Origin of the sequence: Tatumella citrea (assembly GCF_002163585.1) — a bacterium.
Classification (GTDB): domain Bacteria; phylum Pseudomonadota; class Gammaproteobacteria; order Enterobacterales; family Enterobacteriaceae; genus Tatumella; species Tatumella citrea.
The window spans coordinates 3,735,275-3,750,334 of record NZ_CP015579.1; the positions used below are offsets into that span (position 1 = coordinate 3,735,275).

The window sequence follows — 15,060 nt, forward strand, 5'->3', positions numbered from 1 at the left end:
GTCGTTTTTCATTCCAGAGAGTACTGATGGCTAATACTGAAAAAAAAACCGCGCAGAATGCACCTTCAGGAAATTCCGCCAGCCTGCCAGGGCTGGGAGGCCGGCTTAAACATGCCCGGCTGGTTGCAGAGCTGACACTCAAACAAGTCGCAGTACAGGCTGGTTGTTCTGAAAGCCTGATTTCCAAACTCGAACACGATGCCGCTTCACCATCGCTGGCGATGCTTCACCGCCTGGCACGCGCCCTCAATACCAATATTTCAGATCTGACTGCCGAAACCTGGGAACAGGAAGAACCGGTGCAGACAGCATCAAAACGTTCCCGGACCCGGTTTGTTAAACGCAATAAAGGTGGAGGTATTGAGCTGGAACGGCTGACGCCTTCCCGTAAAGGAATGTTATTACAGGGGAATATTCATATTATTGCCCCCGATACCCGCAGTGACGGGCTGATTGAACATCAGGGTGAAGAGATGGGCTATGTATTAAAAGGGAGTATTGAACTGATTCTGGGTGACAAAAGCTATTCGCTGTCTGCCGGGGATTCATTCCATTTTCCCAGCCACATCCCTCACGGCTATCATAACCACGGGGATGAAGAAGCTCAGGTGCTCTGGGTGAATACCCCGGTCACTTTCTGACAGCCTGCCAGGCTGTTTATTCCACTCAGCAGCAGGCCACAGGCTGATGTTTACCAGCTATATGATGGCTGCTGCGTCTGAAACATTAAAATCATTCCATTGATAATCTGCGACCTTAAGTTTCACCTCACCTGATGCCCTCCACACAGAAAAATGAAGACTCACATCGGAAAGATAATAATTATTCTTATTATTATAAACAGGTTACCCGCCTGACAATGGTTTCCTTCCCCACAATACACGGCGGATTTTCTGAAATTGCCTCACGCCAGACAACGGTGCATAAGCATCAAATTGGTGCATCACTGCAAACCAATGAACCAAAAAACAACAAATCCATAAATTGTGAGCCGGTTGTTTCATAAAAGTCATCTGCGATAAATTTTCTTTAATTCGCCGTGAGTTAGCAATTTCTTAACGATGGCGAGCCTGTGCATGTCGCGATATGGCCTGATTATTGCTTTGGTAAGAAACTTTCGTTTCCCCGGAGCCAACCCGATGAAGACTCAACGTGATACTGGGCTGTTGTATGGCCTGAATGAGAAAATACCGACCGTCCCTGCGATTTTTACCGCTATTCAGCACATGCTGGCCAGTATCGTCGGTATTATCACCCCGCCACTGATCATTGGTTCAACTCTGGGGCTGAATGCTTACATGCCTTACCTGATCAGCATGTCACTGTTTGCATCCGGTCTGGGGACTATTCTGCAGGCCGGGCGTTTCTTTTCTATCGGGGCGGGAATGATTTGTCTGCAGGGCACCAGCTTTGCGTTTCTGGGTGTGATTATCTCCGGTGGGATGATGATCAAAGGCCAGGGCGGAACGCCGGAGCAGATTCTGGCCATGATTTTCGGTTGTAACCTGGTGGCAGCCATTATTCCACTGATCGTTAGCCGCTTTATTCATACCTTTTCACGACTGCTGACCCCGCTGGTGACCGGTAGTGTGATTGTACTGATCGGTATTAGCCTGATTAAAGTCAGCATCAGTGACTGGGGCGGCGGTTTCGGGGCAGCAGATTTCGGTTCTCCGCATAATCTGGGTCTGGGCGCACTGACTCTGGTTGTCATTGTACTGATGAATTGCAGTCGCTCACCGTGGCTACGACTGTCCGGGATTGTTACCGGCATTGTGGTTGGTAGTGTGGCCGCCTGGCTGACAGGTTCTTTCCATCCACAGTTTACTTCTGGTGGAGAACTACTGACAGTGCCGGTTCCATTCCGCTTTGGTGTAGCGTTTAACCTGAGCGTGTTTATCCCAATTGCTCTGGTATCACTGATTTCGATTATCGAAGCCGTAGGTGACCTGACAGCCAACTGTATGCTGTCAAAACAACCGGTTGAAGGTCCTGAATTTGAAAAACGTATCAAAGGCGGGATTCTCGGTGACGGTGTCAGCTGCATTCTGGCCGCTGCTTTTTCCTCTTTCCCGAATACCACGTTTGCACAGAATAATGGCGTGATTCAGATGACCCAGGTGGCCAGCCGCTATGCGGGCTTCTGGATTGGCGGCATCTTTGTGCTGCTCGGCCTGTTCCCGATGTTTAGCCATGTACTGGAACAACTGCCGCCTCCGGTTCTCGGTGGTGCCACACTGGTCATGTTCGGTAATGTTGTCGCGGCAGGCATTCGTATTATGACCCGCGAAACTATAGACAACCGGGGCATGCTGATTATTGCCATCTCATTTGGTGTTGGTCTGGGTATTGAAGCTCAACCGGATGTGATTAAAGAACTGCCAGCCTTTGCACGCACCCTGCTCCAGAGCGCGGTCACCAGCGGTGGTATTCTGGCAATTCTGCTGAACCTGGTGCTTCCCCGCTCAAAGCATAAAGCCGAAGTAAATACTCACATTCAGAATGATAGCAACACTTCAATTTCGGGAGAAACTCATGTCTGAACAGCACCCGGTTTCCGGAACTTCCGGGCGCAGGATTTGGATTAAACAGCCACTGGCCTGTTTTACTGCCACCGACCAACAGGCCGGCGGCGGCCTGGTCATCACCGGCAATACCATTAGCGAAGTACTGGCTACGGGACAGCAGCCCTCACAGCCCTGTGACGAAGTATTTGATGCGCGTGAGCATGTGGTTCTACCAGGGTTAGTAAATACTCACCATCATTTTTATCAGACTCTGACGCGGGCCTGGGGCCCGGTAGTGAGTGAGCCGCTGTTTCCCTGGTTACAACAGTTATACCCGGTATGGGCAAAACTGACGCCAGAGGCACTGGCCCTCGCAACCGAAGTGGCTATGGCGGAACTATTACTTTCGGGCTGTACCACCACCAGCGATCACCATTATCTGTTCCCTCAGGGGATGGAAGATGCCATTGATATTGAAGCTGAGGTGGTCAGTCGGATGGGCATGCGGGCGATGCTGACCCGGGGCTCAATGAGTCTTGGTCAGGCCTCCGGCGGCCTGCCTCCTGAGCATACGGTTCAGACCGCAGAAGACATTCTGGCTGACAGCGAGCGTCTGATTAAACGTTATCATCAGCGTGGTGACGGTGCACAAATTCAGATTGCCTTAGCACCATGCTCTCCTTTTTCGGTTACCACTGATATCATGCGCGCCAGCGCAGAAATGGCTGAAGCTCTGGATGTCCGTTTGCATACCCATCTGGCCGAAACGCTTGATGAAGAAGAGTTTTGTCTGAAACGTTTCGGTTTGCGTACCGTCGATTATCTGGATTCAGTGGGCTGGTTAAGTCACCGCACCTGGCTTGCACACGGAATTCACTTTAATCAGCAGGAAATTGAACGTCTGGGAGCAGCCGGCTGCGCGATATGCCATTGTCCGGTCTCTAATATGCGTCTCGCCTCAGGGATCTGCAGAACGCTGGAACTGGAACAGGCTGGCGCAATAATCAGCCTGGGCGTTGATGGCTCTGCCTCAAACGATGCTTCCAACATGATGTATGAAGCCCGGCAGACGCTGTACCTGCAGCGTTTACGTTACGGTGCCAGGGACATTACCCCGGAGCTGATCCTGCGCTGGGCGACCCTGGGGGGAGCAAAAGCACTGGGACGCAGCGATATAGGACTGTTGGCGGTGGGTAAACAGGCCGATATATCCCTGTACCGGCTGGATGATTTGCGATTCAGCGGCAGTCACGACCCTCTGGCAGCCTTGCTGCTGTGCGGGGCGGAACAGGCTGATCGTGTGATGATTGGCGGCAAATGGCGGGTCACCGACGGCAGTATTGTCGGGCTGGATACCGAAGCGCTGATTGCCCGTCATCGTCAGGCGGCAAAGCAACTGGTTATGGCATAACAAAATAAAACAGCAGAGCAGCATTGACTGCTCCTGCATAAAAGTAATGTGGCAAAAAACGGGAACGACGAATGAAAAAAATAACTAATGATAGCAATGTACTACGCCGTGCCGGCTGGCAAAAGGCGATTGGTGGTGGATTACTGGCTGCCTGCCTGTTACCAGTGATGGCTCAGGCCGTCGCCGATGATGGCAACACACAGACTGCTAACGATTTCAGTGAAATTTTCACCAAAGGTAAAGTCAGCGGTAGTATCCGTTCGCTCTACTATTCCACGCATAATGCCTATTTTGTCTCTAAGTACAACCAGGATACCGTCAGCTACGGGGGGTTCCTGAAATATGAAACTGCGCCTTATGACGGCTTTAACCTGGGCGTCAGTGGTTTGTTTGTCCGTGGCATTGATCACGGCAGTGCTGAACAAACCGTGAGCGAGCTGGGTGATAACCAGACGAATATCGGTGAGGCCTGGTTACAGTGGAAAGGTGATGATTTCCGCATTACTGGCGGTAACCAACAGCTGGATTTACCTTTCCTTGGCAGCTATGACTGGCGTATTACTCCTATTATTTACCAGGCCGTGGATATGCAGTATGGCCAGGGTGAAGATTTCCTGCGCGCAACTAAAGTTTTCCGCTACAAGCCGTGGGGCAGCGATACTCAGGGCCGCTATACCGCCTATGACACTACCGATAAAACCCCGGGCATGTGGTCACTGGGCGCCGGACATCACCTGGATGTCGGCAGCACTCATCTGAATGGGGCAGCCTGGTACGAAAGCTATCGTGACTACACCAATATTTTCTATACCGAAGGTCACGCCAGCTGGAATAACGTCGCCATGACCCCTGATTTTGGGGTGCAGTATATTCGTGGTACGGGTAACGGCAAAGATCTGGCCGGACCGGTCAACAGCCAAAGCATCGGCTGGCAGTTATCTCTGAATCTGACACCGCAACTGAACTGGAAACTCGGTTATGACTACCTGGCGAATAACGCCAACAGTTATCAGTACGCGCTGGTCACTCCGTACGCACACAACGCGTCATCCGGCCCTTACTTTGCACAACCGTTCTTCACCAGTACTCAGGATTTGGGAAATGGCAACGCATGGTCAACCAGCCTGAACTATAACTACAACCAGAATCTGACCGTCGGTACCCGTTATACCTGGATGGATCTGACTCCTCCGGCTGCTTCCGGTAGCCTGCGTCAGTCAGAATATCTGGTCTATGGCGTCTGGAACTTTGATGGCGTGCTGAAAGGGCTGAGCCTGAACGACTTCCTTGGGGTGCAGACCTCTCCGCTGTACAAAAAAGATTTCTGGCAGAACCGCGTAACTCTGCAATACGATTTCTAATGTATTTTCCGGCGGGTGCCTGCACCCGCTGTTTTTCTGATCTGTTCCGCTAATTACGTCATTTCTCTACGGTCAGCCATGACCATTAGCCACAATCCGGTAAAGCAATGGCGAAATTAATTTTAAATAAAATAACAACACACTTAACAACCGGGCAAAAAAAAGATTACACTAACGCCATTATTAACGGGAACGATGTGGAATTTTCATTTGTCATTTCTTATCCGGTTATCACACGCTAAACTTCCAGCAGTTATTGCCATCCTGGCAATACTGATGTTGTTTATCGCCCCGGAAATATCCCGTTCATTACAAGATTCATCCCCGCAATCCCCGGCCGGTATCTCTGCATCTTCTGAGATGGCCATGCCCGGCATGTCGATGCCCGCGCATATGACAATGGAAAAGCACAGCACTACCCACTCTGTTCCGTCTGTTGACCCGATGTCAGGCATGGATGATATTGCCTGTGGTTACTGCGTGATGCTGCTGCATATGCCGGTATTGCTGGCAATGATGGTATTCCTGTGCTGGTTCAGTTTACTGATACGCAGGGCACCCCCTGTCAGGCGGCACTGTGCCCTGCCGGTTCGCTTATTCACCGGCTACCTGCAACCCCGTGGGCCTCCTTCCTGTATCTGATCTTCTTCTGTTCTGATCACTGATGATAAACGGCAGATTATTTTGCCATGGGTAAATAATATGTGCATTCGCGCAGGGATAATTACGTCTTAAATAAATGACAAATATTCCGTTATTATTTTCAGTATCAGGATCGGTAATTTCTATATTTACAGAATAATCACCCACCGTGGCCTTTACGGTCCGGAGGCTAGTGTTCAGTCTTCGGGAATAAATAACAGCCCGCCATAAGGCGTGCTGCCTGAAATATATTATTGATTCATGCGGGTCAGTTAACGACCGGCAATTAACAAGGAATAATTATGTCTTTTTCAGCAAAACAGACCGTTATAGCGTTATCTTTACTCGGCAGTGCCTTACTCAGTCAGCAGGCTCTGGCCCATGCTCATCTGACGTCTGCCGAACCGGCACAACAGAGCGAAGTTTCGGTTGCACCTGACCATTTAACGCTGCACTTTTCTGAAGATTTAGAAGTGGCTTTCACTGGTATCACCCTGTCACACGACGGTACTCAGGTCGCTACCGGTAAAGCCAGTGTGGAAGATACCTCAAAAAGCACCCTGATTGTGCCGGTGACTCATCCACTGAGCCAGGGGAAGTATCAGGTTGACTGGCACGCACTGTCTGTCGATGGCCATAAAACCAAAGGCAGCTATACCTTTAGTGTGAAGTAAATACGCAGATGCCGGCATCAGAAGATGTCGGCCGTCTTACCGGTGAGATTCGGCAGATAACATCGCTTCATCTTCATGACTGCGACGACGAAAATCACTCGGGCTGACTCCCACCCGTTTACGGAAGACCCGGGAAAAGTAGAGTTGATCGTCATATCCCACTTCTCTGGCAACCGTTGCCACCGGTTCGAGAGTAGATTGCAGCAATAATCTGGCACGGATAATCCGCTGATCTTCGCGCCAGCGCAGCAGGTTAACTCCCAGTTGCTCGCGAAATAAGTGAGCAAGGCGTGACGGTGACAGGCAAACGTGCCGGGCAATGTCCTCAATTTTCAGGTCACTGGCCAGCCGCAGGGTCATAAACTGACAGGCTTCAACAATTCGGGCATCACGAACCTGTTGCTGATGTCTTGGGTCTTCTTCCGCCGCTCTTAGCAGCAGATTTTCCAGCAAATTCATCGACATTTCTTCGGCGAACGGTCTTCCTGAATTGTGCACCTGCTCAATATTAATAAACAGCTGATTAAATTCAGCCTGCAGACTCTCCGGTAACCGTAACCTGCCTACGCCGGATTGCAGTGTCGACCACTGTAACCAGTTACTCCAGAACGCTCTGGGACGGAAATAGACCCAACGGTGAAACCAGTTATCACTCTCCGGCGCCCGGCCATAATAATGGGCCATTTGTGGCTGAAACAACAACATGTCCCCCGGTTCGCAGTTGAACCCGGATTCGCCTTCAAAAACCCGACCCTTGCCGCTGATAGTCAGGTTAAGAATATAGCCTTTCATACCTTCAGGGCGGTCTATAAAGAAATCAAGAGCCCCTCCGGCAGTAATGGGTGTCAGCCCCGCCACCAGCCAGGCATTAAAATGATAGCCAGGCAGTAACGGATCTTTCTGTAACATACCGGATGGCGAATGCAGCATCGTAAATTCTCCCCGGGACTAAAGAAGTAAATCAGCCAGAATGCATGCTGGAGAGCGAGACTTTCAGGCTCAGTTCTTTTGTTTATAACGGTCGAAAATAACGGCCGCCAGCAAAATAGCACCACGTACTACATACTGTGAAAATGGTGAAATATTCAGCAGGTTCATAGCGTTTTCCACGGTACCCAGTATTAATACCCCGGCAACGACATAAGAAATGCGTCCTACCCCACCTTTTAGTGAGACGCCTCCTAATACACAGGCAGAAATGACTACCAGCTCGTACCCGAGCGAGGTCATCGGCTGGCCACTGGTCATGCGTGAGGCCAGAATAATTCCCGCAGCGGCGGACACCAGCCCGGAAAGGATAAAAATAATGATTCTGGTACGGACAACGGGTACCCCGGCCAGTCTGGCGGCTTCTTCATTACCGCCTATTGCCAGAGTATTCCGGCCAAAGATCGTTTTGTTCAGCAGAAATCCAAAGATAACCATCGTAAGAATGGTCAGCCAGATCGGTGCCGGCACGCCCAGCCAGTTGGCATATCCCAGACTGAAGAACGAATCATCATCAATACCCACCGCTTTCCCGTCAGAGATGATATAAGCGAGGCCACGCACAATCTGCATCGTCGCCAGAGTGGTGATCAGTGCATTAATTTTAAGTCGCGCAATCACGAAGCCATTGACCAGCCCGGTCAGACAGCCCAGAAGCAAACCGGCTCCTACGCCAATCCACATACTTTCCGTCAGATTCATCACCACCGCGGTCACGACCCCGGCACAGGCAATGACTGAAGCGACTGAAAGGTCAAAATCGCCGGAAGCCAGGCAAAATAGCATCCCGCAGGCCACCATGCCTGACATCGACATCGCCAGTCCCAGGCCTTTCATATTAATAAACGTGGCAAAGTTCGGTACAAAAATGGCGCAGACAACAAACAACAATGCAAACACCACCAGCATGCCAAAATTGTTCCATAGCCGGTTCAGGCGTTGCCCGGAAGACGCTGCCAGCGGTGCGGTGGCAGAAGGGGTTGAAGTTGAATTAGTCATAGTTAACTCCTGGTTTCAGGCAACAGCCGGTTGTCCGGAAGCCACCGGCATCGCCAGGCTTAACGCCTGAGGTTCGGTAGCCTGATCATGGGAAAGTTCTCCGGCAATGGCACCTTCACGCATCACGATAATACGATCAGCCAGTCCTAACACTTCCGGCAGGTCACTGGAGGCAAACAGCACGGCGACGCCCTGCGAGGCAAGTTGATAGATCAGCTGATAAATTTCATGTTTGGCTCCCACATCGATACCGCGGGTAGGCTCATCCAGTAACATCACTTTGATATGGTTCTCAGATAACCAACGGCCGAGAATAGCTTTCTGCTGATTTCCGCCAGAGAGCCGGGCTATTTGCTGCTCGCCGGTGGGTGTCTTGATTTTTAAACCGCGGATATGCTGCCCGGCATTCTGCAGCTCCCACCGGTTATCCACCAGCCAACCGGCTGACAAATGCTCCCGCCTTGCGCTGATATTGATATTTTCATTGACCGAGTGAACAGGAATAATGCCGTCAGCTTTTCTGTCTTCAGGGCATAACAGAATGCCGGAGCGAATAGCGTCAATGGGTTGCGACAGCCGGAGCTTTACCCCTTCAAGCCACACTTCCCCGGAAAGTATTTTGCTGGCCCCGAATAACCCTTTCAGTAATTCAGTTCGTCCGGCGCCGACCAGTCCAAACAGTCCGACAATTTCTCCGGATCGGACTTCCAGGGAAACCGGTTGTTTTACCCCGGCGGCATGGAATTTGTTCAGCCTCAACAAAGTTTCACCAGTGGGGCGCGGCTGGTAACCATAGATATCACCAATATCGCGGCCAACCATCGCCTGTACCAGTTGCTCGTGGCTAAGGCTGTTCATATCATCAAAAGTGCAGACGTAACGGCCATCTTTAAACACGGTCACAGCATCACTTAAGGCAAAGATTTCCTCCATCCGGTGGGAGACATACAAAACCACTTTGCCCTGTGCCCGCAGCTGGCGAAGCACACGAAACAGGTGTTCAGTTTCGCGGGCAGACAGCGAACTGGTCGGTTCATCGAAAGCAATCACCTTCGCATCACGCGCCAGCGCTTTGGCAATTTCCACCATCTGCCATTGCCCAAGAGAGAGGTATTTAAGTGGAGTTTCCGGGTCCAGCGTCATCCCCAGAGCGTTCAGTTGCTGTTGTGCCTTTTGTCGTAACAGCTTTTTATTCAGCAATCCCCCACGCCGCGGTAACTGACCCAGGAATATATTCTCGGCAACCGTAAGCTCAGGGACGAGATGTAACTCCTGATAAATGATGGCAATCCCCGCCTGCAATGCTTCGGTGGTATTACTGAAGGCTACTGGCTTGCCCTGCAAAATCAGAGTGCCTTCGGTGGGTGTATAGCTGCCGCTAAGGATTTTCAGCAACGTCGATTTTCCGGCGCCATTTTCTCCCATCAATGCATGAATCTGCCCCTGCTCACAGCGAAAGGAGATATCCTGCAGTGCTTTGACCCCGGGAAAACTTTTGCCAATTCCCTGAAATGCCAGGGGGGCGGAGGATGTAATCATGACAACGCTCGCTCACAGTAGATGACAGAAATTCCTGTTCCGGTCCCCGGCACCAGGCTGCGGGGACCGGTGCAGAGGCTTACATCAGTCCCTTTTTCTTCAGTTCCTGTTTAAAGTTGTCGCGAGTGATCAGTACCACATCGGTCACTTCGGTAAAGGCCGCAGGCTGCTGACCTTTCGTCACCCAGTTGTATAACATCTGGCTGCTTTTATAGCCGTGGATGTCCGGACTCGGGAGTAAGGAACCGTAGAAACCGGTGGCTTTAGACTTGGAGAGTTCACTGACAGCATCAACTCCGTTAATACCAATCCCAATCACATCTGCTGCTTTAAAACCCTGGCCCTCGGTCGCCCGGACACCGCCCAGCACCGTGTTGTCATTCATACCTACGATCAACCAGTGCTTAACCTGCGGATGCTGAACCAGCAGTGAGTTGCCGGCATCCAGTGCTCCGGGGATATCATTCGATTTGGTCGGAATCTGGTAAATCTGTGCGGCCGGGAAACCTGCAGCTTTCAGGGCATCCATCGAACCGGTCGTCCGGCGGCGGGCTGTATCGAGCTCATCGGCGGTAATCACCATCACTGCGGTATCTTTGGCATCCCACTGACGTTTCTGCATCTCTTTATAGAGTTCCTGGCCCTGGCGCTCACCAATTTTGGTAGCCGCCATCATCACCAGGGGAACTGTCGTCATTGGCTGACCCTTTGCATTGACGAACTGGTCATCCACAGCAATAACTTTTATATCATAGCTACGAGCTTTCGCCATGATGGCAGCCCCGAGTTTTGGGTCCGGAGTACAGATGACAAAGCCTTTGGCGCCACTGGCGGCCAGACTATCAATAGCATTCAGAGTCTTTTCTCCGTCGGGCACCGCAATTTTTATGACATCAAAGCCCATATCTTTACCGGCTTTATCAGCAAATGCCCATTCGGTCTGAAACCAGGGTTCTTCCGGTTGTTTGACCAGAAAACCCAGTTTCAGGTTCTCTGCCAACGCCGAATGGGACATCACAGCGGCCAGGCCAAGCGCAGCTAACAGTTGGGTATATTTACGCATCATTCTCTCCGGCAATGTTCACAATGTCGGGTGGCAGAACAATGGACTTCAGCAGTTACGCCTGGCCGAATGGTCACTCCCCCCGGTAAAATCAGGGTTAGTTTTATCCTTGTTTACATCAGGAAAGGGAGAGCGAAATCACACCGCTCAATGACAGTTAATTTATCCATATATACAGCTAAATTAACCTTTGAGTAACATTTGAAGTTGATCACAATTTCGGTCATTAAGCGGATAAAAATTAGAAATATGACCATATTTTGTGGATTTTACTGCAACTGGCGGAGGGAAGAAGCAAACATTCAAATCGCTATGTATAGCGATTTTTTACCGGTTCAGCAGGCAATCCGTTGCCGCTGCAGACAATCAACTTAACCGGCGTACCGGGGCATTTTTCTGACGGCTCCACCAGTAAGTCAGCAGGCGCTGTAAGCTGATAAAGACAAACAGCAAAATTCCGATAGCAATCTTGGTCCACCAGGAGCTCAGGGTGCCGTCGAAATTAATCCAGGTCTGAATCAGGCCCTGAATCAGTACGCCGAACAGAGTACCTAACACAGTGCCGACTCCGCCGGATAATAATGTTCCGCCAATCACCACTGACGCTATCGAATCCAGTTCAACTCCGACACCCGCCAGTGCATAGCCCGCAGAGGTATAAACCGAGAAAACAATCCCGGCCAGTACCGCCAGGGTGGTGGATAGCATATACACCCGCAGAGTCGTCGCTCTGACCGATACCCCCATCAGCCGGGCAGAAGTCAGGTTTCCGCCAATGGCATACACCTGGTTACCAAAGCGACTGCGGTGAGCCAGCAGGATCCCCCCTGCTACCACCACCAGCATAATGACGGCCAGCAGACTCAGGCGACCTCCTCCGGGTATTTTCCAGCTCAGTGAGGACAACGTGGTATATAAGGGATCGTCAATGGGAATCGAGTTTTCAGAGATCAGATAACTGCAGCCGCGCAACAGAAACATCCCGGCCAGCGTAATGATAAACGCAGGGATCTTTAGCGCATCAATCAGCCAGCCCATCAGTGCCCCGAACGCTGCTCCGGCTGCCAGAATAATGGCAAATGCCAGCCACGGATCCATATGATACTGAGTGATCATCCGTGCAATAAAAACCCCGGTAAAAGCGATCACCGCCCCCACCGACAGATCGATACCCCCTGAGAGGATCACGAAAGTCATACCCACCGCGATGATCCCGAGAAAAGCGTTATCGGTCAGTATATTGCAGATAACCCTTGTGGTGGCAAACGCCGGATACTGACTCAGACAAAACAGGTAGCCAGCGATAAATACCACCAGGGTGATCATTAAAGGTAAATAGCGTTTAATCATCAGCGTTCTCTCCGGGTAAACAGCGCCAGAAACCGCGGAGACTGCAACAGCAGTACCGCCATAACCACCAGGGCTTTCACCACCTGATTCAGTTCCGGCTGGAATCCTGACAGCAAAATACCGGTATTCATCGCCTGAATGATCAGAGCCCCTACCAGCGACAGAAACAGATTAAACCGCCCGCCCGCCAGTGCAGTACCGCCAATCACTACCGCCAGAATGGCATCCAGCTCCAGCCACAGACCGGCATTGTTAGCATCTGCGGCACGGATATCCGCCGCGACGATAATTCCGGCCACCGCCGCACACAATCCGCTGATCACATAAGCCACTATGACGATTACCGCGCCATTTACTCCGGCGTTACGGGCTGCCCGCAGGTTGATCCCTGTAGCTTCAAGGAACAACCCGAGCGCAGTTTTACGCACCAGCAGCCCGGTCAGTAAAGCGATCAGTAAGGTGATCCATACCGGTACTGGCAGCCCTGCCAGTGATCCTGATCCCAGCCAGGCCAGCGACGGATTATCAAATGTGACGATCTGTCCCTGGGTGATCAACTGTGCAATACCACGCCCGGCGACCATCAGGATCAGTGTCGCGACAAACGGCTGTATTTTGAGAATAGCCACCAGAATGCCGTTCCACAGGCCGCAAACCACACCGCTAAGCAACGCGACACCAATCACTACTGGCAGTGAGTGGCCCGCGACCATCATGCTGACAGCGGTAGCCCCGGAGATAGCCATCACCGCGCCTACCGACAAATCGATACCCCCGGTCGCGATCACCAGAGTCATCCCCAGAGACAGAATGGCTACCGGAGCTGCACGGTTGAGAATATCTATCGGGCTGCCGAACAACCGGCCCTCACGAATTTGTACAGAAAAAAAATTATCCGACACCAGGCTGTCAATAATCAGCACCAGTATCAGAGCGAGGATCTGTGGAATCCCCGGTGGCCAGCGCCGTTTACGTTTTTCCGTTATTACAACGGTTTCAGGGATCTCAGCCATTCTGACCTCCTCCGTCGGCAATCGCAGTCATGATCGTCGCTACTGATAATCGCTCCAGTGGGATCTCCGCCACCTGCCGGTGATCACGCAAAATAATCACACGGTCGGCATAGCCCACCAGTTCCTCCAGCTCGGACGAAATCACCAGTAACGCCAGTCCATCGGCACACAATGATTCAATCAGTCGGATAATTTCCGCATGAGCGCCAATATCAATACCGCGGGTTGGTTCGTCGAGAATAAGAAACTGTGGACGGGTCACCAGCCAGCGCGACAGCAATACTTTTTGCTGATTGCCGCCCGACAGCAGCTCCACCGGCTGTTCAGCATCCGGAGTACGAATCCCCAGGCTTTTAATCAACCGTTCCGCAATTTCTGTCTGTTGATGACGGGAGAGCGGTCTGAGCCAGCCGCGTTGTGCCTGAAGTGCCAGAATGATGTTTTCTCTGACTGAAGCGGCACCAATGATACCGTCGGTTTTGCGGTCTTCAGGACAGAATCCGATCCCTGCCCGGGAAGCCCGTGCCGGAGTGCGGATATTTTGTGATTCGCCACGGATCAAGGCAGTCCCCTGATCGGCACGGCGGATACCGAACAGTACTTCTGCTGTCTCGGTACGGCCAGAACCCAGCAATCCGGCCAGCCCGACAATTTCACCGGGGCGGACAGCCAGATCGAACGGTTCAATATCTCCTTTACGTCCGTACTGGCTGAAACTGACTACCGGATTTTCACTGTGCAGAGTCCGGCCCTGGCGTTGTAACGAGGTGCTGAGCAGCTCCCTGCCCAACATCAGTTTGATCAACTCCAGTTGCGGCAGCGTGGCAGTATCCCGCGTAGCCACATAACGTCCGTTACGTAACACCGTGATCCGATCGGTAATACGGTAGACCTGATCAAGGAAATGGGTCACAAAGATCAGGCTCATTCCCCTGGCTTTCAGCCTCTCCATCAGGGTGAACAGCATTTCTACTTCGCTGGTATCCAGGCTGGCGGTAGGCTCATCCAGAATCAGTATTTGTCCCGACAGATCAACCGCCCGGCAGATAGCTATAATCTGCTGCATCGCCACCGAAAATACGCCCAGCGGAGCGGTAACATCCAGTTCAAAACCATATTCCCGCAGCAACTCGTTGGCTTTGCGGTTGAGGGTGCGTCGGTCGATCAACCCAAAACGCCGGGGTTCACGCCCCATAAACAGGTTATCGGCCACCGACATATTTGGCAGCAAATTCACTTCCTGATAAACCGTACCTATGCCGGATTCCTGCGCCTGAGCCGTACTGCGCGGGTTAATTTCCCGGCCATTGAGCATTATGCTGCCCTGATCACGGGTATATACCCCCGTCAGCACTTTAATCAGTGTCGATTTTCCTGCACCGTTTTCACCCAGCAGCGCCATGATTTCGCCTTTCCTGAGAGAAAATGACACATCATCCAGCGCCTTGACGCCAGGAAAGCGCTTACTGATATTTTGCAAAGTCAGTAAGCCGGTGTCCTGTGACAGCTCCATA

Annotated in this window: 13 protein-coding genes; 6 read left to right on the forward strand and 7 right to left on the reverse strand. The window is 51.7% G+C overall.

Annotated elements, in window-relative coordinates:
- Positions 1-26: 26 nt before the first annotated feature.
- The 6 genes from A7K98_RS17760 to copC all read left to right on the forward strand — a co-directional run bounded on the left by A7K98_RS17760 (position 27) and on the right by copC (position 6,595).
- Positions 27-641 (forward strand): cupin domain-containing protein, encoded by a 615-nt coding sequence (locus A7K98_RS17760; RefSeq protein WP_087489754.1) that lies wholly within the window; start codon positions 27-29, stop codon positions 639-641.
- A gap of 498 nt (positions 642-1,139) precedes the next feature.
- Positions 1,140-2,543 carry a uracil-xanthine permease family protein gene (locus A7K98_RS17770; protein ID WP_087489756.1) on the forward strand — a complete coding sequence of 468 codons (1,404 nt, stop codon included), beginning with the start codon at positions 1,140-1,142 and terminating at the stop codon, positions 2,541-2,543.
- The gene (locus A7K98_RS17775; protein ID WP_087489757.1) at positions 2,536-3,918 is read left to right on the forward strand and encodes an 8-oxoguanine deaminase; all 1,383 of its coding nucleotides are present in this window, start codon (positions 2,536-2,538) and stop codon (positions 3,916-3,918) included. The genes A7K98_RS17770 and A7K98_RS17775 overlap by 8 nt, the downstream gene beginning before the upstream one ends.
- A 71-nt stretch (positions 3,919-3,989) precedes the next feature.
- On the forward strand, positions 3,990-5,279 hold the full coding sequence (locus A7K98_RS17780; protein WP_232461560.1) for a TonB-dependent receptor: 1,290 nt from the start codon (positions 3,990-3,992) through the stop codon (positions 5,277-5,279).
- A 210-nt stretch (positions 5,280-5,489) separates the two neighbouring features.
- Positions 5,490-5,921 (forward strand): DUF2946 domain-containing protein, encoded by a 432-nt coding sequence (locus A7K98_RS17785; RefSeq protein ID WP_157666204.1) that lies wholly within the window; start codon positions 5,490-5,492, stop codon positions 5,919-5,921.
- A gap of 302 nt (positions 5,922-6,223) precedes the next feature.
- Positions 6,224-6,595 carry a copper homeostasis periplasmic binding protein CopC gene (copC, locus tag A7K98_RS17790; RefSeq protein WP_087489759.1) on the forward strand — a complete coding sequence of 124 codons (372 nt, stop codon included), beginning with the start codon at positions 6,224-6,226 and terminating at the stop codon, positions 6,593-6,595.
- 36 nt (positions 6,596-6,631) lie between these two features.
- Here copC and araC read toward each other — a convergent pair whose 3' ends face one another.
- The 7 genes from araC to A7K98_RS17825 all read right to left on the reverse strand — a co-directional run bounded on the left by araC (position 6,632) and on the right by A7K98_RS17825 (position 15,059).
- A complete protein-coding gene (gene araC, locus A7K98_RS17795) occupies positions 6,632-7,525 on the reverse strand; it encodes an arabinose operon transcriptional regulator AraC (protein WP_087489760.1) in 894 nt (297 codons plus the stop codon).
- A 69-nt stretch (positions 7,526-7,594) separates the two neighbouring features.
- Positions 7,595-8,581 (reverse strand): L-arabinose ABC transporter permease AraH, encoded by a 987-nt coding sequence (gene araH, locus A7K98_RS17800; protein ID WP_087489761.1) that lies wholly within the window; start codon positions 8,579-8,581, stop codon positions 7,595-7,597.
- 15 nt (positions 8,582-8,596) lie between these two features.
- On the reverse strand, positions 8,597-10,120 hold the full coding sequence (araG, locus tag A7K98_RS17805; RefSeq protein WP_087489762.1) for an L-arabinose ABC transporter ATP-binding protein AraG: 1,524 nt from the start codon (positions 10,118-10,120) through the stop codon (positions 8,597-8,599).
- A gap of 79 nt (positions 10,121-10,199) precedes the next feature.
- The gene (locus A7K98_RS17810) at positions 10,200-11,183 is read right to left on the reverse strand and encodes an arabinose ABC transporter substrate-binding protein (RefSeq protein WP_087489763.1); all 984 of its coding nucleotides are present in this window, start codon (positions 11,181-11,183) and stop codon (positions 10,200-10,202) included.
- A 366-nt stretch (positions 11,184-11,549) separates the two neighbouring features.
- Positions 11,550-12,533, reverse strand: a complete 984-nt coding sequence (gene yjfF / locus A7K98_RS17815) for a galactofuranose ABC transporter, permease protein YjfF (protein WP_087489764.1) — start codon at positions 12,531-12,533, stop codon at positions 11,550-11,552.
- Positions 12,533-13,546 (reverse strand): galactofuranose ABC transporter, ATP-binding protein YtfT, encoded by a 1,014-nt coding sequence (gene ytfT, locus A7K98_RS17820; protein ID WP_087489765.1) that lies wholly within the window; start codon positions 13,544-13,546, stop codon positions 12,533-12,535. Before ytfT ends, yjfF begins: the two co-directional genes overlap by 1 nt.
- A complete protein-coding gene (locus tag A7K98_RS17825; RefSeq protein ID WP_087489766.1) occupies positions 13,539-15,059 on the reverse strand; it encodes a sugar ABC transporter ATP-binding protein in 1,521 nt (506 codons plus the stop codon). Before A7K98_RS17825 ends, ytfT begins: the two co-directional genes overlap by 8 nt.
- Between the last annotated feature and the right edge of the window lies 1 nt (position 15,060).